19 protein-coding genes and 2 tRNA genes are annotated in these 20,338 nt (G+C 65.3%); 11 read left to right on the plus strand and 10 right to left on the minus strand.

The features are described from left to right. Nucleotide 1 precedes the first annotated feature (1 nt). Both ACLBYD_RS22335 and ACLBYD_RS22340 read right to left on the minus strand, forming a co-directional pair. Nucleotides 2-418 carry a Fur family transcriptional regulator gene (locus ACLBYD_RS22335; protein ID WP_016691347.1) on the minus strand — a complete coding sequence of 139 codons (417 nt, stop codon included), beginning with the start codon at nucleotides 416-418 and terminating at the stop codon, nucleotides 2-4. Then, complete coding sequence (locus ACLBYD_RS22340) at nucleotides 415-798, minus strand: ArsR/SmtB family transcription factor (RefSeq protein ID WP_006554467.1); 384 nt, start codon at nucleotides 796-798, stop codon at nucleotides 415-417. The genes ACLBYD_RS22335 and ACLBYD_RS22340 overlap by 4 nt, the downstream gene beginning before the upstream one ends. A gap of 176 nt (nucleotides 799-974) precedes the next feature. On the opposite strand from ACLBYD_RS22340, the gene ACLBYD_RS22345 reads away from it, so the two are divergent. Next, nucleotides 975-2,366 (plus strand): glycine--tRNA ligase, encoded by a 1,392-nt coding sequence (locus tag ACLBYD_RS22345; RefSeq protein WP_006554466.1) that lies wholly within the window; start codon nucleotides 975-977, stop codon nucleotides 2,364-2,366. Between the two features lie 81 nt (nucleotides 2,367-2,447). Here ACLBYD_RS22345 and ACLBYD_RS22350 read toward each other — a convergent pair whose 3' ends face one another. Together ACLBYD_RS22350 and ACLBYD_RS22355 are read right to left on the minus strand one after the other, a co-directional pair. Next, nucleotides 2,448-3,518 (minus strand): DUF6670 family protein, encoded by a 1,071-nt coding sequence (locus ACLBYD_RS22350; RefSeq protein ID WP_447818176.1) that lies wholly within the window; start codon nucleotides 3,516-3,518, stop codon nucleotides 2,448-2,450. A gap of 3 nt (nucleotides 3,519-3,521) precedes the next feature. Beyond that, nucleotides 3,522-5,552 carry a TPM domain-containing protein gene (locus ACLBYD_RS22355; protein ID WP_447818178.1) on the minus strand — a complete coding sequence of 677 codons (2,031 nt, stop codon included), beginning with the start codon at nucleotides 5,550-5,552 and terminating at the stop codon, nucleotides 3,522-3,524. 86 nt (nucleotides 5,553-5,638) lie between these two features. Here ACLBYD_RS22355 and ACLBYD_RS22360 point away from each other — a divergent pair, with 86 nt between their 5' ends. The 3 genes from ACLBYD_RS22360 (at nucleotide 5,639) to dnaG (ending at nucleotide 9,679) form a co-directional block, all read left to right on the plus strand. After that, nucleotides 5,639-6,331 carry a YdcF family protein gene (locus ACLBYD_RS22360; RefSeq protein ID WP_016691351.1) on the plus strand — a complete coding sequence of 231 codons (693 nt, stop codon included), beginning with the start codon at nucleotides 5,639-5,641 and terminating at the stop codon, nucleotides 6,329-6,331. Nucleotides 6,332-6,369: 38 nt separating this feature from the next. Further along, nucleotides 6,370-7,641, plus strand: a complete 1,272-nt coding sequence (locus ACLBYD_RS22365; protein ID WP_447818202.1) for a deoxyguanosinetriphosphate triphosphohydrolase — start codon at nucleotides 6,370-6,372, stop codon at nucleotides 7,639-7,641. A gap of 142 nt (nucleotides 7,642-7,783) precedes the next feature. Beyond that, nucleotides 7,784-9,679, plus strand: coding sequence for a DNA primase (gene dnaG / locus ACLBYD_RS22370; protein ID WP_447818179.1), 1,896 nt, complete (start codon nucleotides 7,784-7,786; stop codon nucleotides 9,677-9,679). Between the two features lie 4 nt (nucleotides 9,680-9,683). On the opposite strand, the gene ACLBYD_RS22375 is transcribed toward dnaG, so the two are convergent. After that, nucleotides 9,684-9,929, minus strand: a complete 246-nt coding sequence (locus ACLBYD_RS22375; protein WP_024101344.1) for a hypothetical protein — start codon at nucleotides 9,927-9,929, stop codon at nucleotides 9,684-9,686. A gap of 148 nt (nucleotides 9,930-10,077) precedes the next feature. Between ACLBYD_RS22375 and ACLBYD_RS22380 the strand changes: the two genes are divergently transcribed. Continuing rightward, nucleotides 10,078-10,150 (plus strand) — tRNA-Asn (locus ACLBYD_RS22380). A gap of 182 nt (nucleotides 10,151-10,332) precedes the next feature. After that, nucleotides 10,333-10,406: transfer RNA gene (locus tag ACLBYD_RS22385), tRNA-Ile, on the plus strand. A gap of 44 nt (nucleotides 10,407-10,450) precedes the next feature. Here the strand turns inward: ACLBYD_RS22385 and ACLBYD_RS22390 are convergent. Together ACLBYD_RS22390 and ACLBYD_RS22395 are read right to left on the minus strand one after the other, a co-directional pair. Next, complete coding sequence (locus ACLBYD_RS22390; protein ID WP_447818180.1) at nucleotides 10,451-11,626, minus strand: site-specific integrase; 1,176 nt, start codon at nucleotides 11,624-11,626, stop codon at nucleotides 10,451-10,453. Beyond that, the gene (locus tag ACLBYD_RS22395) at nucleotides 11,613-12,185 is read right to left on the minus strand and encodes a hypothetical protein (protein WP_447818181.1); all 573 of its coding nucleotides are present in this window, start codon (nucleotides 12,183-12,185) and stop codon (nucleotides 11,613-11,615) included. Before ACLBYD_RS22395 ends, ACLBYD_RS22390 begins: the two co-directional genes overlap by 14 nt. A 113-nt stretch (nucleotides 12,186-12,298) precedes the next feature. On the opposite strand from ACLBYD_RS22395, the gene ACLBYD_RS22400 reads away from it, so the two are divergent. After that, on the plus strand, nucleotides 12,299-12,493 hold the full coding sequence (locus ACLBYD_RS22400; protein WP_016934722.1) for a helix-turn-helix transcriptional regulator: 195 nt from the start codon (nucleotides 12,299-12,301) through the stop codon (nucleotides 12,491-12,493). 251 nt (nucleotides 12,494-12,744) lie between these two features. Beyond that, entirely contained in the window at nucleotides 12,745-14,514 is a 1,770-nt protein-coding gene (locus tag ACLBYD_RS22405; RefSeq protein ID WP_447818182.1) for an AAA family ATPase, read from the plus strand. Between the two features lie 174 nt (nucleotides 14,515-14,688). Here ACLBYD_RS22405 and ACLBYD_RS22410 read toward each other — a convergent pair whose 3' ends face one another. Together ACLBYD_RS22410 and ACLBYD_RS22415 are read right to left on the minus strand one after the other, a co-directional pair. Beyond that, on the minus strand, nucleotides 14,689-14,919 hold the full coding sequence (locus tag ACLBYD_RS22410) for a hypothetical protein (protein WP_447818183.1): 231 nt from the start codon (nucleotides 14,917-14,919) through the stop codon (nucleotides 14,689-14,691). Between the two features lie 323 nt (nucleotides 14,920-15,242). Continuing rightward, nucleotides 15,243-15,566: a hypothetical protein gene (locus ACLBYD_RS22415; RefSeq protein ID WP_447818184.1), complete on the minus strand. Its 324-nt coding sequence runs from the start codon at nucleotides 15,564-15,566 to the stop codon at nucleotides 15,243-15,245. A gap of 369 nt (nucleotides 15,567-15,935) precedes the next feature. Here ACLBYD_RS22415 and ACLBYD_RS22420 point away from each other — a divergent pair, with 369 nt between their 5' ends. Together ACLBYD_RS22420 and ACLBYD_RS22425 are read left to right on the plus strand one after the other, a co-directional pair. Beyond that, the gene (locus tag ACLBYD_RS22420; protein ID WP_447818185.1) at nucleotides 15,936-16,739 is read left to right on the plus strand and encodes a S1 family peptidase; all 804 of its coding nucleotides are present in this window, start codon (nucleotides 15,936-15,938) and stop codon (nucleotides 16,737-16,739) included. A 419-nt stretch (nucleotides 16,740-17,158) separates the two neighbouring features. Further along, on the plus strand, nucleotides 17,159-17,539 hold the full coding sequence (locus ACLBYD_RS22425) for a hypothetical protein (protein ID WP_082937701.1): 381 nt from the start codon (nucleotides 17,159-17,161) through the stop codon (nucleotides 17,537-17,539). On the opposite strand, the gene ACLBYD_RS22430 is transcribed toward ACLBYD_RS22425, so the two are convergent. Next, nucleotides 17,536-17,979, minus strand: a complete 444-nt coding sequence (locus tag ACLBYD_RS22430; protein ID WP_447818186.1) for a hypothetical protein — start codon at nucleotides 17,977-17,979, stop codon at nucleotides 17,536-17,538. The two genes, ACLBYD_RS22425 and ACLBYD_RS22430, sit on opposite strands and share 4 nt — an antisense overlap. A gap of 437 nt (nucleotides 17,980-18,416) precedes the next feature. On the opposite strand from ACLBYD_RS22430, the gene nhaA reads away from it, so the two are divergent. Beyond that, nucleotides 18,417-20,270 (plus strand): Na+/H+ antiporter NhaA, encoded by a 1,854-nt coding sequence (gene nhaA, locus ACLBYD_RS22435; RefSeq protein WP_447818187.1) that lies wholly within the window; start codon nucleotides 18,417-18,419, stop codon nucleotides 20,268-20,270. Nucleotides 20,271-20,338 lie beyond the last annotated feature (68 nt).

A 20,338-nucleotide genomic window follows, 5' to 3' on the forward strand; every position in this document is an offset into this window, starting at 1 on the left:
TTCAGCCCTGAGCGAGGGCGCAATCGCGGCAGTTGCCGAAGATCTCGACGGTGTGGCTGACGTCGACGAAGCCGTTCGACTCGGCCACCTCGTGCGACCAGCGTTCGACCTCCGGGCCGTCCACCTCGACCGTGAAGCCGCAGTGGCGGCACACGAGATGGTGGTGGTGCCCGGAGGAGCACCGCCGGAACAGCGACTCGCCGCTGTCGGTGCGCAGCACGTCGACGCTGCCGACCTCGGCGAGCGACTGCAGGGTGCGGTAGACGGTCGTCAGTCCGATGCCCTCGCCGCGCTTGCGCAGCTCGTCGTGCAGGTCCTGCGCGGACCGGAATTCCTCGGTGTTGTCGAGGAGGTCGACGATGGCGCTGCGTTGACGGGTCGAGCGGACCCCCACGAGAGGTTTGCGGGCGGAGGTCACTGCGATCGTCCTTCCTGGGCGTGAGCGACGGCGTCGACGACGATGCGGGCGAGATGGTCGTCGGCCAGGTGGTAGAGCACTTCGCGTCCCGAGCGTTCGCCGCGCACGACGCCGGCGGTCTTGAGCACGCGGAGATGCTGGCTGATGAGCGGCTGGGTGACGCCGAGGGCGCCGACGAGCTCGTGCACGCAGCGGGCCGACTCGCGCAGTTCGAGCACGATCGAGATGCGGACGGGTGCTGACAGCGCGCGCAGCAGCTCACCCGCTGCGATCAGGGCGCCGGGGGAGACATCGACCGGGGACGGCAGGGCGTCGCTGCCGATCGGGCCGCGGGCGCGCTCGCCCGTGCTGCACTCGCGTGGATCGGCGTCGATGCTCACGGGGCTCCTCGGGGCAGGGGCGGCCGCCGGTCGGCGGGCCTTATTGCAAATCGATTCCATTTTGATATGCACGGTTGTGCATGTCAACCGGCGCGAATTCGAGCTGTGAACGAGGAGCGATAGGCTTACAGATCGACGCATGCTGCGAAAACCCGCATCGAAGATGGAGAAACCGAGTGGCACCCAAATCCAAGATCGATACCGTCGCCAACCTCGCCAAGCGCCGGGGCCTGGTCTATCCCTGCGGTGAGATCTACGGCGGCACCAGGTCCGCGTGGGATTACGGGCCGCTCGGCGTGGAGCTCAAGGACAACATCAAGAAGCAGTGGTGGCGCAACATGGTCACCAGCCGCGAGGACGTCGTCGGCCTCGACTCGTCCGTGATCCTGCCGCGTCAGGTCTGGGTCGCCTCCGGCCACGTCGGTGTCTTCAACGACCCGCTCGTCGAGTGCCTGAGCTGTCACAAGCGCCACCGGCAGGACCACCTGCAGGAGGCATACGCCGAGAAGAACAAGCTCGACGACCCCGATGCCGTGCCGATGACCGAGATCGTCTGCCCGGACTGCGGCACCAAGGGCCAGTGGACCGAGCCCCGCGACTTCAACATGATGCTCAAGACCTTCCTCGGCCCGATCGAGAGCGAGGAAGGCCTGCACTACCTGCGCCCCGAGACGGCGCAGGGCATCTTCGTGAACTTCGCGAACGTGCTCACCACCTCGCGCAAGAAGCCGCCCTTCGGCATCGGCCAGATCGGCAAGAGCTTCCGCAACGAGATCACGCCCGGCAACTTCATCTTCCGCACCCGCGAGTTCGAGCAGATGGAGATGGAGTTCTTCGTCAAGCCCGGCGAAGACGAGCAGTGGCACCAGTACTGGATCGACTACCGGATGAACTGGTACACCGATCTGGGCATCAACAAGGACAACCTGCGCCTCTACGAGCACCCGCTCGAGAAGCTGTCGCACTACTCGAAGCGCACCGTCGACATCGAGTACCGCTTCCACTTCCAGGGCAGCGAGTGGGGTGAGCTCGAGGGCGTCGCGAACCGCACCGACTTCGACCTGTCGACGCACTCGAAGCACTCCGGCACCGACCTGAGCTTCTTCGATCAGGCCACCAATGAGCGCTACACGCCGTACGTCATCGAGCCGGCGGCCGGCCTGACCCGTTCGCTCATGGCCTTCCTCGTCGACGCCTACACCGAGGACGAGGCACCCAACGCCAAGGGTGGTGTCGACAAGCGCACCGTGCTGCGCCTCGATCGCCGTCTCGCGCCGGTCAAGGCCGCCGTGCTGCCGCTCAGCCGCAACGCCGACCTGAGCCCGAAGGCCAAGGACCTCGCCGCGAAGCTGCGCCAGAACTGGAACATCGAGTTCGACGACGCCGGCGCCATCGGCCGCCGCTACCGTCGTCAGGACGAGATCGGCACCCCGTTCTGCATCACGGTCGACTTCGACACCCTCGAGGACCAGGCCGTCACGATCCGTGAGCGCGACACCATGGCGCAGGAGCGTGTGAGCCTCGACCAGGTCGAGGGTTACCTCGCGCAGCGCCTGATCGGCTGCTGACCGATCCGATCGACGCAGATGCCCTCCGGTCCCGACGGACCGGAGGGCATCTGTCGCTTCGTAGCCGGGTGCTCGTAGCGGTCAGCTCGTCGAGCGCCGATCGATGTACTCGAAATATCCGCGGCCGGAGATCTCCTCACCCCGCCAGATCGCCGACCATGCGAAACCGGTGACGAATCCGGTGCCCAGCCCGTAGGTGAAGGTGGTGTCCATGATCCCTTCGAGATCCAGCCAGGGACGACCGCGGGTGTCCTTCACCAGGAACCGGGTCCGGCGCGGCACCGGCATCGGGATGCCGTAGGGAGTCGGTTCGGGTTCGTCGCGCAGTTCGAGTATCTCGAAGTCCACGTCCCGGAAACGGGTTCCGTAACCGCTGCGGGTACGCAGGATCCCCGTCGTCATGAAGGGCCGGCCACCGATCGCGTAGCGGCTCAACAGGATTTGCGTGTCTGCGTCGAGATCGACGATCTGGTAGACGAAATGGTCGAGCGGAGCCTTCGCCGCGGGCGGCAGGGGAGTGGACCGCATCGGATACGGGCTCGGCATCGCCCCGTACTCGAACGAGCACAGACCGTCGGCCGTGACGCTGCGACCCTGGTGGGTGAAGGTGCCCTCGTATTCGGTGAGCAACCCGAAGTGCTTGTAGAGCGGGCTGCGGAAGAACCACGAGACCGTGTCCGTGTTGGTCAGTGTCAGCGCGACGTCGACAGTTCCGAGCCGGCCCACGAGTTCGTAGTGGGGGTAGCGTCCGGTCAGGGCCGGATCGTCCCCGAACTTCACGAGCGATCCGTCCGGGGAGGACACGAAATCGTCGCCCACGGCGTAGTTCCCGAGGTGCGCGGGATGCGACGCCGCCGTGCCGGCGACCACGGCGGCGTTGCGGCGCGGCGGCGCCACGAGCGCGTGGTCGTTGTCGAAGGTGAGCGACCCGGTGGCGCCGATCAGCGACATCATCGAGAAGAACCGGTGCGGCTCCGGCAGATCCGGGATCATGACGCCGTAGTGCACCCAGCCGAACCGGCGCGAGTCGACGTGCGGGCGCAGGATGTCGGGCTCGGAGAACGGTTTTCCATCGGACGACGCGGCGGAATCGAACAGTCGGACGGCCGATCCGAGACCGGCACCCAGTGCGCGTGCTGCGATCGGGCGCATGGCCTAGAAGCGTCCTCCGCTCGATCCACCGAAGCCGCCGCCCCCGAAACCACCACCGCCGAAGCCGCCCCCACCGAAACCGCCGCCGAAGCCACCGCCGCGGCCGCTGTTGAGCACGCTGTTGATGAGGATGCCGCCGAGCACGGCACCGGCGACGTTGCCGCCCGACGAACCACCGCGGGGCGGACGGTGCTGGTTGTTCCAGCGCTGCACGTCGTTCTGGGCGCTGCGCAGTGCCTGCGCGGCCAGCGACGCGGCGGACCGCGCGTACTGGATGGCGGCCGCCGGATCGGACTCGGCTGCCTGCTGCGCGGCCTGCAGGTGCCGCTGCGCCTCCGACAGGCGGGTGCGTGCCTGGGCGCCCACGACGCCGCGGCGGGTCCCGATGAAGTCGGCCGCGGCGGTGACCTGCGCCTGCGCTGCGCTCAGATCCTGTTCGAGGCGGCGCCGCATCTCCTCGGCCTGCTGCTTCGCCTGCCGCGTCCGGGCACGCAACTCGTCGAGACGCGCATCGGCCTCGACGACCCGCGTGAAACTGCCCAGCGGGTCGGTGTGCTGCTCGGCCCGAGCGTGGTCGAGGGCTTCCTGCACGGCCTTCAGGGCGTCGACGAGTTCCGGGCCACCCGCGTCGAGGAGTTGCTTCGCGTCGGCGACACCCTGTTCGGCGTCCTCCACCGCGGCGGGAAGCGTCGCGATCGCGCGCCGGATGTCCTCCGCCGCATGGTCGAGCGCGTCGAGCAGCGTCGCGGCATGCCCCAGTGCGCGTTCGGCCTCGCGGATCGCGCGCACGGCGTCGCCCTGCTCACCGACCGGTCGCGCCACCGCCGTGCGGCCCTGGTCGATCGCGTTCTCGGCGAACGAGATCTCCTCCCGCGCCAGCGAGACGTTGTCGACCACCGGGGTCAGGGCGCCCGCGGGGAACTCCGAGTGCAGCTGCCCCAGAATCCGTTCGGCCTCGGGGATGCGGGCCTGCAGCGCGATCGCGCGCTGCGTGAGGCCGTCCAGACGGGCCGGGGCGTCGAGCAGCAGGTTGCGCATCTTGTCGAACGCCTCGACCTGCGCGTCGAGTTCGCGGTTCGCCTGCCCGCACGAGGAGACGAGTTGCACGAGCATGTCGCGCTGCTGTTCGGGCGTCTCGGGGATGTCGTCGTCGAGGCGCTGACGGATCTCGAAGGCGTTCGCCAACGCGACCTGTGCCTGCCGGTGTGCGCGGTCGAAAGGAGCCACCGCGGAGTCCCCGAACTCGCCCCGGGCGAGCTCGAGCGCTTCGGCGCTGGACCGCACCGCGTTGTCGGTGTCCACCAGCAGGGTCTGTGCGTACTGGTCGAGACCCTCGACCGGCAGACCGCGCAGAGCGGTCGTGTCGGCCGGATCGATCTGCGCGGCCTGCGCGGCACCGGCATCGGCGCGCTTCTTCTTCGACCGCCGGTTGTAGGCGTAGACCCCGGCGCCACCGGCCGCGATGACACCGCCGCCGACGAGCAGCGTCGTCACCGGAGCAGCCGACGGCGTAAGGGCGTTGCTCAGCCCGTCGGCCGCGCCCACGGCGGCGCCCGCCCAATCGCTGTTGCGCAGGGCCGGCACGACGTCGGACGAGCTGATCCGGTCGCGCTCGTTCTCGGAGATCTCCGAGCCCGTCGGTGTCCACAGCGCGAACTCGCGGTCGTCGGTCGCCACCGCCAGCAGCGCGGTGTCGGGACCGAAGTTGCTCGCCTGCGCGGTGGCCTGCGCCCAACTGTTGTAGTCGCGTCCGTCGAAGCTCGACACGTAGGTCACCCACAACTGCAGGCCGTGCTCGTCGTAGAGGGTGTTCGTCGCTTCCTGGATGCGTGCGACGTCGGCGTCGTCGAGCACGCCCGCGGTGTCGGTGATCGGCTGGGGGAGCCGCGAGGGTGGCTCCGCGGAGGCCGCCGCGGGAAGGAGCAGCCACGCGGCCACTGCCAGCAGGGCGGGGACGAATGCGAGCGCGGACCGTGCAGGTCGCCGGAGCGGTGCTGCAGGTCGCCGGAGCGGTGCGGCCGATACGTGTGCCATGGAATCGAATCTAGTGGCTGCGGGGTGAGGACGGGGTCGGCGCGTCGTCCGGTCGACGCGTTCTCGTTCGCTGGCAGAATCAGGGGGTGAGCACCGCATCCCGCCGCACCGGCACCACTGCGACGTACACCGGGGACGACCTCGGGGTCGGCGCGCGCATCGCGCGCTGGCTCCGGCGACTGATCGTCGGGGTGCTGCTCGCCGCCGTCCTCGTCGTCGGCGGTACGGCGCTGCGGGTGTGGCAGGTCGCGCGGATCGACGACCGCACCCCCGCCGACGCCATCGTCGTGCTCGGTGCCGCGCAGTATTCGGGGACACCGTCGTCGGTCTTCGAGGCCCGCCTCGAGCAGGCCCTCAAGCTCTACGAGGCGGGAGTGTCGCCGCGGATCGTCACCGTCGGTGGCAAGCAGGAAGGCGACCTGTTCACCGAGGCCGCGGCGGGCAAGAACTATCTCGTCTCGCGCGGGGTGCCCGCCGAGTCGATCGTCGCCGTCGAAGAGGGCTCGGACACACTGCTCAGCGTCGAGGCCGTCAGCCGCGAGATGTCGGAGCTGGGCCTGTCGTCGGTCGTGCTCGTCAGCGACCCGTGGCATTCGTTGCGTACCCGGACCATGGCGCGCGACGCCGGTCTCGACGCCTGGACCGCTCCCACCCGCCAGGGTCCGGCGGTGTTCACCCGCGAGTCGCAGCTGCACGGCATCGCCCGCGAGACCGGCGCGTTGATCTGGTACCAGATCACCCACTTCTCCGCCGATTTCCCGTACACGGCGCAGCAGTGAGGCGGAACGTAGGGTCTTCGGTGACGGAAGGCAGTGTGATGCAGGGCTACAGCGAACACGATCTCGAACGGCGCGTCGCCGAGCCGCGGAAGACCTCGGCGCTCGCCGGGTCCGAGGGAGCGGCGTCCGAGCGGACCGCCTTCGCACGCGACCGTGCGCGCGTGCAGCACTGCGCCGCCCTGCGCCGCCTGGCCGACAAGACACAGGTCGTCGGCCCCCGCGACGGCGACACCCCGCGCACCCGTCTGACGCACTCGATGGAGGTCGCACAGATCGGCCGCAGCATCGCCGAAGGGCTCGGCGCCGACCCCGATCTCGTCGACCTGGCCGGCCTCGCCCACGACATCGGGCACCCGCCCTACGGGCACAACGGTGAGCGGGCACTCGACGCGGTCGCGGAGTCCTGCGGCGGATTCGAAGGCAACGCGCAGAACCTGCGCATCCTCACCTGCCTCGAACCGAAGATCCTCTATCCGGACGGCTCGAGCGCCGGTCTCAACCTCACCCGCGCCTCCCTCGACGCGACGCTCAAGTACCCGTGGACGCGTCCGCGCCCGGGCGCGAAGTTCGGCTCGTACGACGACGACGCCGAGGTCCTCCACTGGATCCGCGAAGGGGCACCCGAGCGCCGCAAGTGCCTCGAGGCGCAGATCATGGACTGGTCCGACGACGTCGCGTACTCGGTGCACGACCTCGAGGACGGTGTGATCGACGGTCGCATCGACCTGCGGATGCTCGACGATCCCGACGATGTCGCCGGACTCATCGAGGTGGGTATGCGCGAGTTCTCGGGTCTCGACCCGGCCGAGCTGACCGAGGCGGCCAAGCGGTTGTCCTCCATGCCGGTGGTCCGCGCCGTCGGCACCTTCGACGGCACCCTCGCCTGCTCGGTCGCGCTCAAGAAGCTGACCAGCGAGCTGGTGGGCCGCTTCGCCAACGCAGCGATCCTCGGGACCCGGGAGGCGACGGAAGGCCGACGCGTCACCCGGTACGACGCCGACCTCGTGGTCCCGCCGATCGTGGTCTCGGAGGTCGCGTTGCTCAAGACGATGGCGCTGCAGTTCGTCATGTCCGACCGCGCCCACCGCACCCGCCAGGAATCGCAACGCGAACGCATCCACCGCGTCGCCGAGTGGCTGCTGCGCACTGCGCCGGTCGGTCTCGACCCGTTCTTCGTCGCGGCATGGAAGGCTGCGCCCGACGATGCTGCCAAGGTGCGGGTCGTGGTCGATCAGATCGCCTCGTGCACCGAATCGCGCCTCGAACGGATCGACCGGGACAGCCTCGCCGCGCAGGCGAGCTGGGGCTGATACCGACGTTTGCGCCCTTCGCGGACACAAGCACGAGTTCGGCGCCGTGCATCTGTCCGCGGGGCGCGCTGACGCACTCGCCGGTGTGGGTTGCGCCGGACCGTCGTGCGGGGCAGTCCACGCGGCGGCTTAGACTCGTCTCGTGGCCGGCCGTATTTCAGACAGAGACATCGCGGCCATTCGCGACCGCGTGCGCATCGAGGACATCGTCGGCGAGTACGTCGCACTCAAGCGCGGGGGCGCCGACTCGCTCAAGGGCCTGTGCCCTTTCCACGACGAGAAGTCCCCGTCCTTCCACGTGCGGCCCAATCACGGGCACTACCACTGCTTCGGCTGCGGTGAGGGCGGCGACGTCTACTCGTTCCTGCAGAAGATCGAACACGTCAGCTTCGTCGAAGCCGTCGAGCAGCTCGCCGAGCGTGTCGGCTACACGCTGAACTACGAGGGCGGCGGTCCGTCCGTCCAACGCGACCGGGGCACGCGTGCCCGGCTGGTCGCGGCGAACGCGGCGGCCCAGCAGTTCTACGCCGAGCAACTGCGCACGCCCGACGCCCAGGCCGCCCGCGACTACCTGACCGAGCGCAATTTCGACCAGGCGGCCGCCGAGACGTTCGGCTGCGGCTATGCACCCGCCGGCTGGGACGCGCTCACCAAGCACCTCCTCGGCCGGGGATTCGACTTCTCCGAACTCGAGGCCGCCGGGCTGTCCCGGCAGGGACGCCGCGGCCCGATCGACCGCTTCCACCGTCGTCTGCTGTGGCCCATCCGCAACCTCGCGGGCGACGTCATCGGCTTCGGTGCCCGGCGCCTGTACGACGACGATCAGATCACCGCCAAATACATGAACACACCGGAAACGGTGCTGTACAAGAAGTCTCAGGTGCTGTTCGGGCTCGACCTCGCCAAGCGCGAGATCGCCAAGTCGCACCAGGCCGTGATCGTCGAGGGATACACCGATGTCATGGCCATGCACCTGGCCGGCGTGAAGACCGCAGTGGCTGCGTGTGGCACCGCCTTCGGTGACGAACATCTCGCGCTGCTGCGTCGCCTGCTCATGGACGACAGCTTCTTCCGCGGGGAGGTCATCTACACCTTCGACGGCGACGACGCCGGTCGCGCGGCGGCGATGAAGGCGTTCGAGGGCGATCAGAAGACCGCCGCGAAGACCTACGTCGCGATCGCCCCCAAGGGCATGGACCCGTGCGAGCTGCGGCAGCAATCGGGCGACGGTGCGGTGCGCGACCTCGTGGCCCGCCGCACCCCGATGTTCGAGTTCGTCGTGAAATCGATTCTCGCCGAACACGACCTCGACACCGTCGAAGGTCGCGTCGAGGCCCTGCGCCGATGTGTCCCCGTCGTGGGCCGAATCAAGGACCGCACGATCCGCGACAACTACGCGGTGCAACTCGCGCACTGGACGGGATGGGACGACATCCCCACCGTGCGTCGGCGTGTGCAGGAGGAGGCACGGCGAGGAGTCCGTGCACCGGAAGCCAAGGCGCGGCCCGCGACGGCCACGGCGGAGCCCGTGTCGGCCCTGCGCCGCCCTCGGCCGAACGATCCGACGCTGTGGCCGCAGCGCGACGCGCTGAAGGCCGCGCTGCAGTATCCGGGTATCGCCGGGACCGTCTTCGACTCCCTGCCGCCGGAGACCTTCACCGACCCTGCTTACGCGGCCGTGCGGCAGGCCGTCGCCGACGCCGGCGGAACCGCAGCGGGCCTCGGGGGAGCCGAATGGGTCGACGCCGTCGGCAGGGCAGCGACCGATCCCGTCGCGCACTCGCTCGTGATGGAACTCGCCGTCGAACCCGTCCCCGCCGAAGAGGACCGGCTGCCGCGCTACATCGGTGGCGTGCTGGCCCGGCTGCAGGAGGTCTGGGTCGGCGAGCAGGTGGCCGAACTGAAGTCCAAACTGCAGCGGATTTCCCCGGCCACCGAGTCCGAGGAGTTCCACGCCCTGCTCGGCGACCTCATGGCGCTCGAACAGTACCGGCGGAGCCTGCTCGACCAGGCCATCGGTGACGGCCTGGCCGGCTGACCGTCTACTTCTTCAACTGGTCCCGCGGGATCATGATCGTGGTCGTCTCGTCGATGGGCTTCATCGGCTCGAGCTTGGGCTGAGGACTGAGCGAGTCGGCGAGCTTCTGCCGGCCCACCTCGATCGCCTTCTTCGTGACGGGGCTCGCGGCCACCGCCTTGGCCGTCTTGCTGATCTGTTCGTACCTCGCGCGACCCGCTCGGGTGCCGAGTACGTATCCCGCAGCGACCCCGACCAGCAAACCCATCAATGTGTTGTCCTTCCACCTGTGACTGCGTCGTCCCCATCCTGCCCGATGACCCCGCAGCATGCCCACAAGCAGGCGATTTGGTGCTGCGGTGGGTAGGACGCTATGGTTTTTCACGCACCGGGGGAAACCGCGGAGCACCGCAGGACAATCCCCTGTAGCTCAATTGGCAGAGCATTCGACTGTTAATCGAACGGTTGCTGGTTCGAGTCCAGCCGGGGGAGCGCCTACAGAATCCTCCCACCCNGGGAGGATTCTGTGCTTCCGGGGGTGCCCATGCGGCAGAACATCCACCGATGTGATCTCTGTTACTTCGTACCCGGCAGAGTGTTGCCCGCTGTGTCCGGGTAGCATTCGATCGCGCCGTGCGACGAGTGCGGCACTGTGCGACGCGTGTCGTCGCGACGGGGCGGTAGCTCAGTCGGTTAGAGCCGCGGACTCATAATCCGCTGGTCGCGGGTTCGAGCCCCGCCCGCCCCACGTCAGAGGGTGTTTCGGTCCGCAAGTGCGGACCGATCCACCGCTTATTCATCGTTTAAGGCCACGATTCGGTCCAACATCTGGGCTACTTCCGTGTGAGTCTTGCCTCGGGACATGTACCGATCCATCGTCATGGAGACGTGCCGGTGACCGAGCTGGTCGGCGCCGACCCGGGGTGACAGTCCCTCCTCGTCGATCAGGGTGGCCACCGACTTCCGGAAGCTGTGCGTCGTCGTGTCCTCGACACCGAGTTCGGCGCGGACCTTGCGCCACTGCTTGCCGAAGTTGTTCGGATCGCGCAGGGTGCCGGCAGTCGACGGGAAGAGCACCCCGAGGGTGCCCTGCTGGGGTTGATCGGCGCGCCGCTTGAGCATTTCCAGCGCGAACAGGGGCAGGGGGATGGTGCGGAGTCCGGCTGCGCTCTTCGCTGCCTCCACGCGTAGAAGCCCCGCTCCCTTGGCACGGACGACCTTGCCCGTCACGGTCACCGTCCCGGCGTCCTCGTCGATGTCCTCCCATCGCAGGGCCAACAGCTCGGAGCGTCGGAGGCCGGTGGCGATGAGCAGTGTGATCGGATCGACCAGATCGTTCGCCTTGCAGTACTCGGACTCGTGGAGCGCTACGAGAAGACGCCGCAGTTCCTCGGCGGTGAGAGCACGCGCTCCTGCGGGCGGGTTCTTGGACTTGATCGGCGCGACATCCCGGACTGGGTTGGTGTCCAGCGCGCCGGCGAGGACTGCGAGGCTCAATGCACCACGGAGGATCGTCTTGGCCTGACGCGCCATCGTGGGGCCGTGAGCTTTGCTCATCGCGCGAATCGCGATGTCGACTCGTCGTGCCGTAGCTTCACCGACCCGGATGCCCCCGAGCTTGGCCTCGAGCTTCCGGGCCGCGAACTTGTAGGTGTCGATGGTGGCGGCTGCCCGGCCCTCCTCCTCGAGCCGGGCGAGGTATGTCCGCACGAGCGCCACCACCGTCGTTGCAGTTGTCACCTCGTCCTCACTCGGGGTGCGTCGGGAGTCGAGGTGCTCGAGCAGTTCGTCTTCGGCGAGCTTTCCGTACTGGTCGCGCCGACCAGAGGGAGTACGACGTTCGATGATGCGTACGACGCCGTCGTCGTCTCGGAATCTGCACCGGGCGAGCCAGACGCCACCGCCCAGGTCCTTGCGCGTGATCTTGCCGTGCTGCCCGATGCGAAGCGGCGGTCTACCCGGTGGCATCGCCTTCAACCTTCCGATGCTCTTCGACGAGGATCCCGCGGCGTTTGGCAGTTGCCACCCAGCGGGATGCGGTCTGCTTCGTGAGTCCGTACTCGCGGGTGAGTACCGCGATGGGCTTGCGACCGGTGGCCATGCAGAACGCGTAGATCTGGGAGATGGCTTCGAGCGCGTCCTCGGTCGGTCCGTCTTTCGCGAAATCGGCCGGAGGCCAAGTGAAATCGATTGAGCTCGACGACTTCCCGTTTGCTCCGGACTCGATGGCCTGCACGATGAGGAGCTCTTCCGCGGCGCGCTCGACCCAGCTGCCGACCGGAATCCGTCGCAGATGATCCGAGGTGATAGGCGGTCCGTCCTTGGTCCGGACGGCGCGGAGCTCGGTGCATGCGAGTCGGCCGTCGACGACGTCTATCTCCATCTCGACGTGATGCTCGAGAGGTTCGATGTCGTCCTTCGTCGACGTAGCAGCGATCCGGGCTGGCACCTGGGCGAAGAGGCGACCGCCGTACAGGGACCATCCGGACCGTCCGGGTTCAGGGTTGTTCACGGTGAAGCTCGGCATGGAACACAGTGTGACATATCGCGGGACGTCTCGACAGGGAGTCTTGATCTTCGATTTTCATCGTGCTAATTCTGTGTGGGACAGTTCGCAAGAAGTCTCACTAGGGAGTTGGAATGCACACAAGTGACGACAGATGGCTTACGCGGCAGGAAGTTGCCGACCGCCTGAAAGTGCCCGTGAAGACGCTCGCCCAATGGGCGAGCCAGGGGAGAGGGCCAAGGTTCGCACGGATCGGTCGGCACGCGCGCTACAAGCTCAGCGATTGCGTGGCATGGGAGAACGACCAGTTCGCGGGCGGATCGCGATGAACGCTTTTGTGGCGAGGGACGCCGCCGACGGGGAGTGGCTGCTCCGAATCCCGTCGACGGCGCGTAGAACCACCAATCACCAGAAGGGCAGTTCGTCGTGACCGTACCTGAAGCGTCCACGCCGCACTAACCCTGAGGAAGCGGATTCATAGTCGAAACTTCGTTTCCTGCAATGCCATTGCCGAGTGGGCTCGGGGAGCCGGCGAATCCTGTGGGAACCGGGTCCCCGGCCCTGCCAGAAAGACGTGGACATGCCGAACATTCACACTGCTTCCGGACGCTACGGGACCGCCCTCGACCGATTACGAGATCGCTGGCGTGAACATGGCCTGGCGTGGCGAGACGGTGCCGACGCCACAGCTTCAGCGCAGGCTCCCGGACATACGAGTGCCGACCGGTCGGTGACCTTCCGTCAGATCGCCGGCCAGGTGCTCATGAATTCACACGCAGATGACAAAGCGGCTGTTCTCGATGCGATGGGACTTACGCTGTCCGATCTCTTCGACAACCCGGCTGGAACCACCTATGTGTATCGCGACGGCCGGACGGTCTTCCGTAGCTACGACGACCGGGGGCGCAAGAGGTTCAGTCAAGGAGGAAACACGAAGGGTCGGGACCTCTTCCGGACAGAGAATCTCGACGACCACCGGACAGGCGCGCCGGTGTACATCGTGGAGGGCGAGAAGGACGTGCTGGCACTGGAATCACTCGGTGCCGTTGCGGTGTCTCCGGCGATGGGTGCGGGCAAGGCCAAATTGTTCGACTGGTCGCCGCTCACCGGGCACACGGTGGTGATCGTCGCCGACGACGACGAACCCGGCCGCAGACATGCTCTGCAGGTGTACGAAATCCTTGAGCCGATTGCAACGGGAGTGGCGATCGTCCAGGCAGCGACTGGCAAGGACGCAGCGGATCATGTCGCCGCCGGGTACGGCCTGGACGAATTCGTGCCGGTCGACGTCGGTGGCAAGGGTGGTCGCCGGCTGAGGGTCACCCGCGGTTCGGACGTGAAGCTGCAACGCGTGCGTTGGGTGATGGAGGACTGGATCCCCGCAGGTTCTCTCACGCTTCTTGCCGGCCGGGAGGGGCTGGGCAAGTCCACGATCGCCGCTGCACTGTGCGCGCAGATCACTCGCGGAACCCTAGAAGGGGAATTATACGGTATGCCGCGGAACGTTCTGTACGTCCACTCTGAGGACTCGCGAGAGTTCACCGTCGCGCCGCGCCTCAAGGCAGCGGGTGCTGACATGGACCGGGTCCTGTTTGTGGATGTGGAGACCGCCCACACCGATGCCGGCACGCTCGTTCTCCCGCTCGACAATCTGGCACTTGAACGAATCATTGCGAAGGAGCAAGTCGCATTCGTGGTCCTCGATGCAGCCACCTCGTCGATGGCTTCGGAATTGTCCGGCCGGGATGACCGTGCGGTCCGGCAATACTTGGAACCTCTAGCCCAGCTCGCCGCTCGGCAGGGCTGCGTCGTATTCGGTCTCTGCCACTTCGGCAAGCGGGACGGTGCGGATACCGGGAAGCTGATTCTCGGATCGATCGCGTGGTCTCAGGTCGCGAGGTCGGTCCTCTCGATCGCGCAGGACAGCGACTCGGGTCGTCTCGTCGTCACCAACACCAAAGCCAACCTGGCACCACGAGTGCGATCGATGGAAGGAGAGGTCGTCTCAACGACGGTCGCGACTGAGGATGGCGACACAGAAGTAGGGGTCCTGCGATGGCTGGGGGAGACCAGTCGAGATGCCCGCGAACTGCTCACCGGTCCGGACGAGGAGGCCGACGAGCGTGACGAGATCACGATGGTGATCCGCAGCTACCTGATCGAGTGCGGTGGTTCGGCGCCGGCTGCTGAAGTTCTTAAGGTGACGCGAGCCGCTGGGTTGGTCGACAACGCGGTGAAGAAGGCGCGGAAGCGGGCTGGCGTCCGTACTGAGCGGCGGGGATACGGGAAGGGCGGGTCGTGGGTCTGGAGTATTGATTCTTCCTTAGATGCCAATGGTTCCATGGTCTGATGAAGGAATCTAAGGTACCTATGGATAGGTCGGTGCAGGGAGCGTGATACGGCCTTGTCGCCGATCTCGCGGGTCTAGTTCGAATGACAATAGGTGCATGCACGGAGATGGGTATCCTAGAATCGCATCTAGTTTAAATGAGGGAACCGATTCTTCTTCTATGAACGATACGATTCATTCTGAGTAGAGCGAAATGATATTTCCGGCAAGGCCAATCAAAACTCCAAGTACGATAAAAACTGGACCTCGGATCCTCTCCCACCGTGTGTCGGCCTGCTCAATAGTAAAGAGGCCTTCGCGATCTGGGTCTTCGCGAATATAGGTGTTTACTGTGGCATAAAGTCCGTAGAGTTCCGATATTCCTGCGGCGATGTAAATTGTCAGGAGTATGGTGGTAGCTTGCATCCGATCAGATTCCTGCACAAAGTTGGACTACCCGCAAGCTGCAATTTCTCTGTGAAAGTAAGTCGCGAAATATCGCAAATTCTACCCGGCGGCGGACAAATCTTGTGAGCGGCGTAGATCCTTTCCGGTATAGGCAAGCGCCTTACGGAAATATGAAGCCGAGTCGAGTGGTGCTACTTGAGCGCCCTGTTTTGTTTCGGCGCGCGGATGTGTGTCCTCTTCGACTAGAATTTGGCAGCCAGCAGAATTCTTGAAAAAATTTCATTGGACAGATGCAACTGTGTTGGGTGATTGTTGGACATAACAGCGGTAACGGTGAGTTGTCAGCTGTATGCGCCCCAATTTCTGGCTACATGCCAAGGGGATGCATTTATGTCCCAGGTAATGAATTCGCTTGGATCAAAAGTGTCGTTCGTCAGTTCGATAGATATGACTTGGTTGGCGGGTAGCGATAGTGTATGGCTTTTCTTGTCGCTGTCGAAATTCCAGAAATGGTATCTTGGTTGACGATCCTTGGTGATGCGGCTTGGTCCGAAGTCCATGGGAGCACAAATTCGTGTAAGAGGCGAGCGATCCTCTTTGGAGAAGAAGGTGAGTCGCACCTTCTTTGCTTCATGGATAGCCTTTATGAAAGTGTCATGCACCACCGCGACCTACCTCTCGTTGACGGTTGATATCAGTACCACAAGATCAACTGCGCTGCATTGCATGTCTCCATCAATGTTGCGTTCGGACGCGATGGCTGAGAGCGGTCGACCGCCACCTATGTGCGATGCTGCTCTTGTCGAGCCTGGATTCCCTGACGCGTATGCCGGAGTGATGATGTTCGAACTAGGAGTTACGAGGGGCTTCTTGCGCGGTGAGCGAGTGATGCCCGAGCTGCCAGCACCTCTCCGTGCCCCCTGGGTGGCATTGAGCTTCGGGGACGGGGTCTACTAGCTCTCGCTAGCCATGTGGCATGGGCGATTCTTGCAATCTGAGCAGACTTCCCGCACCACACTCGTTACTCTGCCTGCATGCCGAACGATGTCTTGAATGTCCAGCGGGCCTCGATGGCCTCCTTGTACATCGAAATGTACTGGGACGGGAATTTTTTGGCGAGTGGAACGGGATTCGTGTATGAACGCGAAGGTTTGTACTACTTGGTTACTGCGAGGCATTGTCTGTCCGGGCGGCACCCCGATACAAACCACCATATTGGTTCTTGGGGAGTAGAACCTGATGAGGTCTATGTGTATCACCGAACCGGCACGGACCTGGGGGTCGCGCTGGCTTGCCCCTATCCGCTTGTCGATGAACATTTGAAACCGCTGTACTATGAACACCCGACTTACGGGAGAGCGGTCGATGTCGTTGCGCTTCCTATTCCGAAGAATGACTTTTTCGGAGGTATTCTCTTCCTGCCGCTTGTTCACCCGGGTCATTTTTCGTTGACGGTTGCGGAGGATCTTAGTATAGTTGGATATCCTTTCGGTTTTGATGAAAATACCAGACTTCCGGTATGGGCTCGCGGGACAATAGCGTCGGAGCCGGAAGTTCCCTATAGCGGTAAGCCTGTATTCCTGATTGATAGTAGGACGCGGCAGGGTCAGTCAGGCTCCCCGGTTATCCGTCTTTACCAGCGTGGCGAGATGGTTCCAAGGAGTAGCGACAATCCCGACGAGACTCTTGTCATGGCGTCGTATCTTGAGCCGATTACTCGACTGGTGGGTGTGTATAGCGGTCGTGTGGATGAAAAATCGGACTTGGGATTCGTATGGCCGCTAAAGGTTGTCGATGAAATATGTGATGGAAAAGTGCGTAATCCCTATGTGACATAGTCTTAAGCGTGCTCGTATTGAGACTGCGTGCAAGCTTATTCATCGAGCAGGGTTTTAAATGGTATGGATCCCTGGGTGAACGGAGGTTACTCAGGGAATGATATGCGGGGGCTAGGTTCTGCAGTCAACGTTTTTTCGACGTTAATGAGTGCGAATCGGTAAGAACTATTGATCTGCGATGGGGCACTTCGATTGCGTGGTTGCGGTGCAGTACAACGTAATTCCCTCCCAACGTAAACAAACAGGACAGATCTGCTCATAATCCGCTGGTCGCGGGTTCGAGCCCCGCCCGCCCCACTTCCTCCGCTCGTGGCCGCGAGATGTTCCTGCTTGTCGGAACGGTAGCGTTCGACTCTATGAGCACCCTTCGAGAAGTCGGCGAGCGCGAGACGTGGCGTTGCTGGTTGTGCGACGAGCCCGTGGACCCCGACATGTCGGTCAACGACCCGCGCGGTCCCAGCATCGACAGCATCAACACCGCCAAGAAGGGTGGCAAGGGAAAGGGCGGAGTCGAGCGGCTCGCGCACCGCGCCTGCAACACCAAGAAGGGTGCCGTCAAACCCGTCGTGCCGTGGTCCGACCGGCTGTTCGTCGTCGACCCGGCGCCCATCATCGGAGTCGTCGAGCAGCTCACGCGCAAGGGTGGTCGCGTCGCCGTTGCCAGGTGTCCCGAGAAGTCGGACGCGGAGGACGCCTCCGAATGGCTCCTCGACCGCTTGTCGCGCCTCGAGCCGGGAGTGCGGTTCGACACCAGGATCGAGTCGGCCGGCGGCGGCTACCTGCTCGTGCTGACGGCCTAACCGGGAGCCAGCACCAGTCCGGAGTGATCCGGTGACTCGGCGGAGACCTCGACCTCGGTGAGCACCGTTCCGTCGTCCCTCAGGAGCGTGTAGCGACCCGGCATGAGACCGGTGAACAGGAACCAACCGTCGTTCGTGGTGACGATTCTGCGGTCGATGTACTGCTCGCACACGTCCAGGCCGATCAGTCGAATCGTGGTGGACGGATGGAAGACGCCTCCGATCCGTCCGTTCGCCACCGCTCCGACCGCATCCGGTGGATCCGGGTCGCCGGGCTCGCCCGGACGCCGGACGGGCGCGCCGTCCGGCGGCGCACATGCCGGGACCGAGGAGTGTGACGCCCGGGCATGCGCCACCGTCGGGTCGGTCCCGTCCACAGAGACGGGCTGATGTGTCGTCGCCGCGACGAGCACCCCTGCTCCCACTGCGGTGATCAACATCCATCGGGCTCTTCGGATCGTTCCCCTGTGCAGCAACGGATCCACCTCCTCTCCGTAAGAGAACTTAGGAAAGTTGTTCTCGCCGAGGGCTCTTCGGAACCGACGCTTCGGTGGATCGTGACGATACCCGGCGCGGACACGCAGGGCTATCGTCCGTGGAGGTGACACGAAGTGGCGGAATGTAACGGTCGGGCTGTCGAACCGCCGAAATCGGTTGTTGGCACAACGATTCGGTCTAGTTTCGGATGAGGTCGGTAGTCGGAGGGGTGCATTCCGCCTCCCCGATGACGGATCCGGTTGCACTGTTGTGTTCGAACAACGCGGTTCCGAACGGTCGGTACCGGAAATAATCTCCCCGGGGCCGGGCGTTGTGCGGTTTCGTCGGCGTACTCACCGGCACCGAGTTGCTCGAAGCGGACCGTGGAACGAGGGAGCACATGACGGTCGACGAGAAACCGACGACGCTCCGCCGGGCGTCCGATCTCCTGGCAGGGGTCCGCGACGGCACGGACGACGACACGCTCGCTGCAGGCGTCGTACTCGCGGCGACCGTGATCGCTCTGGTCTGGGCCAACCTCGGCGACTCGTACGAGGCGTTCTGGCACACGCCGCTCAGCATCAGCATCGGCGACTACGGCATCGACCTCGACCTCAAACACTGGGTCAACGACGCCGTCATGACACTGTTCTTCTTCGTCGTCGGCCTCGAGGTCAAACGCGAGCTCACCATGGGGGAGCTCACCGACCGGACGCGCGCCGCGGTCCCGCTCGTGGCCGCGATCGCGGGTCTGGCGCTGCCCGCAGCACTGTTCCTGCTGCTCAATCCCAGCGGGGAGGCCGCAGGAGCGTGGGGTGTGGTCGTGTCCACCGACACCGCCTTCGTGCTCGGTGCGCTCGCGCTGGTCGGACCCCGCTGCCCGGCCCGCCTGCGCGTGTTCATCCTCACGCTGGCCGTGGCCGACGACGTCGGCGCCCTCGCCATCATCGCCTTCGTCTACACCGACGATCTGCAGCCGGTCTACCTGATACCTGCCTCAATCGGACTGTTGCTGATCCTGCAGTTCCGCCGGCTCGAGGTGTGGCGGGGCGTCGTCTACTTCGTCGTCGCGGCAGGGACGTGGGTGGCGTTCTACGAATCCGGTGTGCACCCGACCCTCGCCGGTGTACTGATCGCGTTGATCCTTCCCGTCTATCCGCCGCGCCGCAGCGAGGTGGAGCGCGCCGGCGAACTCACGCGGGCGTTCCGGCAGTCGCCCAACTCCGACTACGCGCGCGCCGCGCAACTCGGGGTGCTCCGCGCGGTGTCCGTCAACGAGCGGCTGTTACGGCTCTACCAGCCGTACACGGCGTTCCTCGTCGTGCCGATCTTCGCCCTCGCCAACGCGGGTGTGGTGATCTCCGCCGAGACCGTCGGCATTGCGATCCGGTCGCCGATCACGTGGGGCGTCGTCCTCGGTCTGGTCGTCGGCAAACTCGTGGGCATCACCGCGGCCACCGCCGTCTTCTCGAGTCTGCGGCCGGGCAGCCTGCCGCCGGGACTCACCCTCTCGCGAGTCAGCGGCGGTGCAGCGCTCGCCGGCATCGGATTCACGATCTCCTTGTTCATCGTCGATCTGGCGATCGAATCTCCCGAGGCGGCCAATGACGCCCGGATAGGCGTACTTCTCGCGGCGGTTCTCGCCACCGCACTGGGCTGGGCGTTGTTCCGGCTGTCCGACCGCCTGCATCCGCCGCAAGGACCCGCCGGGCTCGTGCTGCTGCGTCCGGTGGACCCGGACCGCGATCACGTGCGGGGACCGATCGACGCTCCGCTCACACTCGTCGAGTACGGAGACTTCGAGTGCCCGTTCTGCAGCAAGGCCACCGGCAGCATCCGCGACGTGCGCGAGCACTTCGGCGACGACCTGCGGTACGTCTTCCGGCACCTTCCCGTCGACGAACACCACCCGCACGCCCGGTTCGCCGCCGAAGCGGCCGAGGCTGCGGCGGCGCAGGGACGGTTCTGGGACATGCACGACCACCTGTTCGCCCACAGCGACGCTCTGTCCCGTGACGAGATCTACGAACACGCCCAGCAACTGGGGCTCGACATGGACCTGTTCGACGAGGACCTGCGCCTCGGGCGTCACCGGCACCGCGTCGAGGACGACGATCTCGACGCCGAGACCAGCGACGTCTTCGGAACACCGACTTTCTATCTCGGCGTTACCGGCTCGGACCTCACCCGGCACACCGGCCCGTTCGACGCGGTGACGCTGATCCGCAGGCTCGAAGAGGTGCGCGAGGGGTGATGCGATTCGGGTGGATCCGACCCCGGAAAGCGGGGGTGGATCCACTGAAGTCGTGGCGGACGGGCGGA

The organism is Rhodococcus sp. C26F (genome assembly GCF_053345925.1).

What these genes read in the sequence shown, in the direction of transcription:
- ACLBYD_RS22350 (WP_447818176.1), bottom strand. Translation starts at nt 3,518, where the DNA reads ATGCGCCCGATCGCAGCACGCGCACTGGGTGCCGGTCTCGGATCGGCC.
- ACLBYD_RS22355 (WP_447818178.1), bottom strand. Translation starts at nt 5,552, where the DNA reads ATGGCACACGTATCGGCCGCACCGCTCCGGCGACCTGCAGCACCGCTC.
- ACLBYD_RS22365 (WP_447818202.1), top strand. Translation starts at nt 6,370, where the DNA reads ATGCAGGGCTACAGCGAACACGATCTCGAACGGCGCGTCGCCGAGCCG.
- ACLBYD_RS22390 (WP_447818180.1), bottom strand. Translation starts at nt 11,626, where the DNA reads ATGCCACCGGGTAGACCGCCGCTTCGCATCGGGCAGCACGGCAAGATC.
- ACLBYD_RS22395 (WP_447818181.1), bottom strand. Translation starts at nt 12,185, where the DNA reads ATGCCGAGCTTCACCGTGAACAACCCTGAACCCGGACGGTCCGGATGG.
- ACLBYD_RS22400 (WP_016934722.1), top strand. Translation starts at nt 12,299, where the DNA reads ATGCACACAAGTGACGACAGATGGCTTACGCGGCAGGAAGTTGCCGAC.
- ACLBYD_RS22405 (WP_447818182.1), top strand. Translation starts at nt 12,745, where the DNA reads ATGCCGAACATTCACACTGCTTCCGGACGCTACGGGACCGCCCTCGAC.
- ACLBYD_RS22410 (WP_447818183.1), bottom strand. Translation starts at nt 14,919, where the DNA reads ATGCAAGCTACCACCATACTCCTGACAATTTACATCGCCGCAGGAATA.
- ACLBYD_RS22420 (WP_447818185.1), top strand. Translation starts at nt 15,936, where the DNA reads ATGCCGAACGATGTCTTGAATGTCCAGCGGGCCTCGATGGCCTCCTTG.
- ACLBYD_RS22430 (WP_447818186.1), bottom strand. Translation starts at nt 17,979, where the DNA reads ATGTTGATCACCGCAGTGGGAGCAGGGGTGCTCGTCGCGGCGACGACA.
- nhaA (WP_447818187.1), top strand. Translation starts at nt 18,417, where the DNA reads ATGACGGTCGACGAGAAACCGACGACGCTCCGCCGGGCGTCCGATCTC.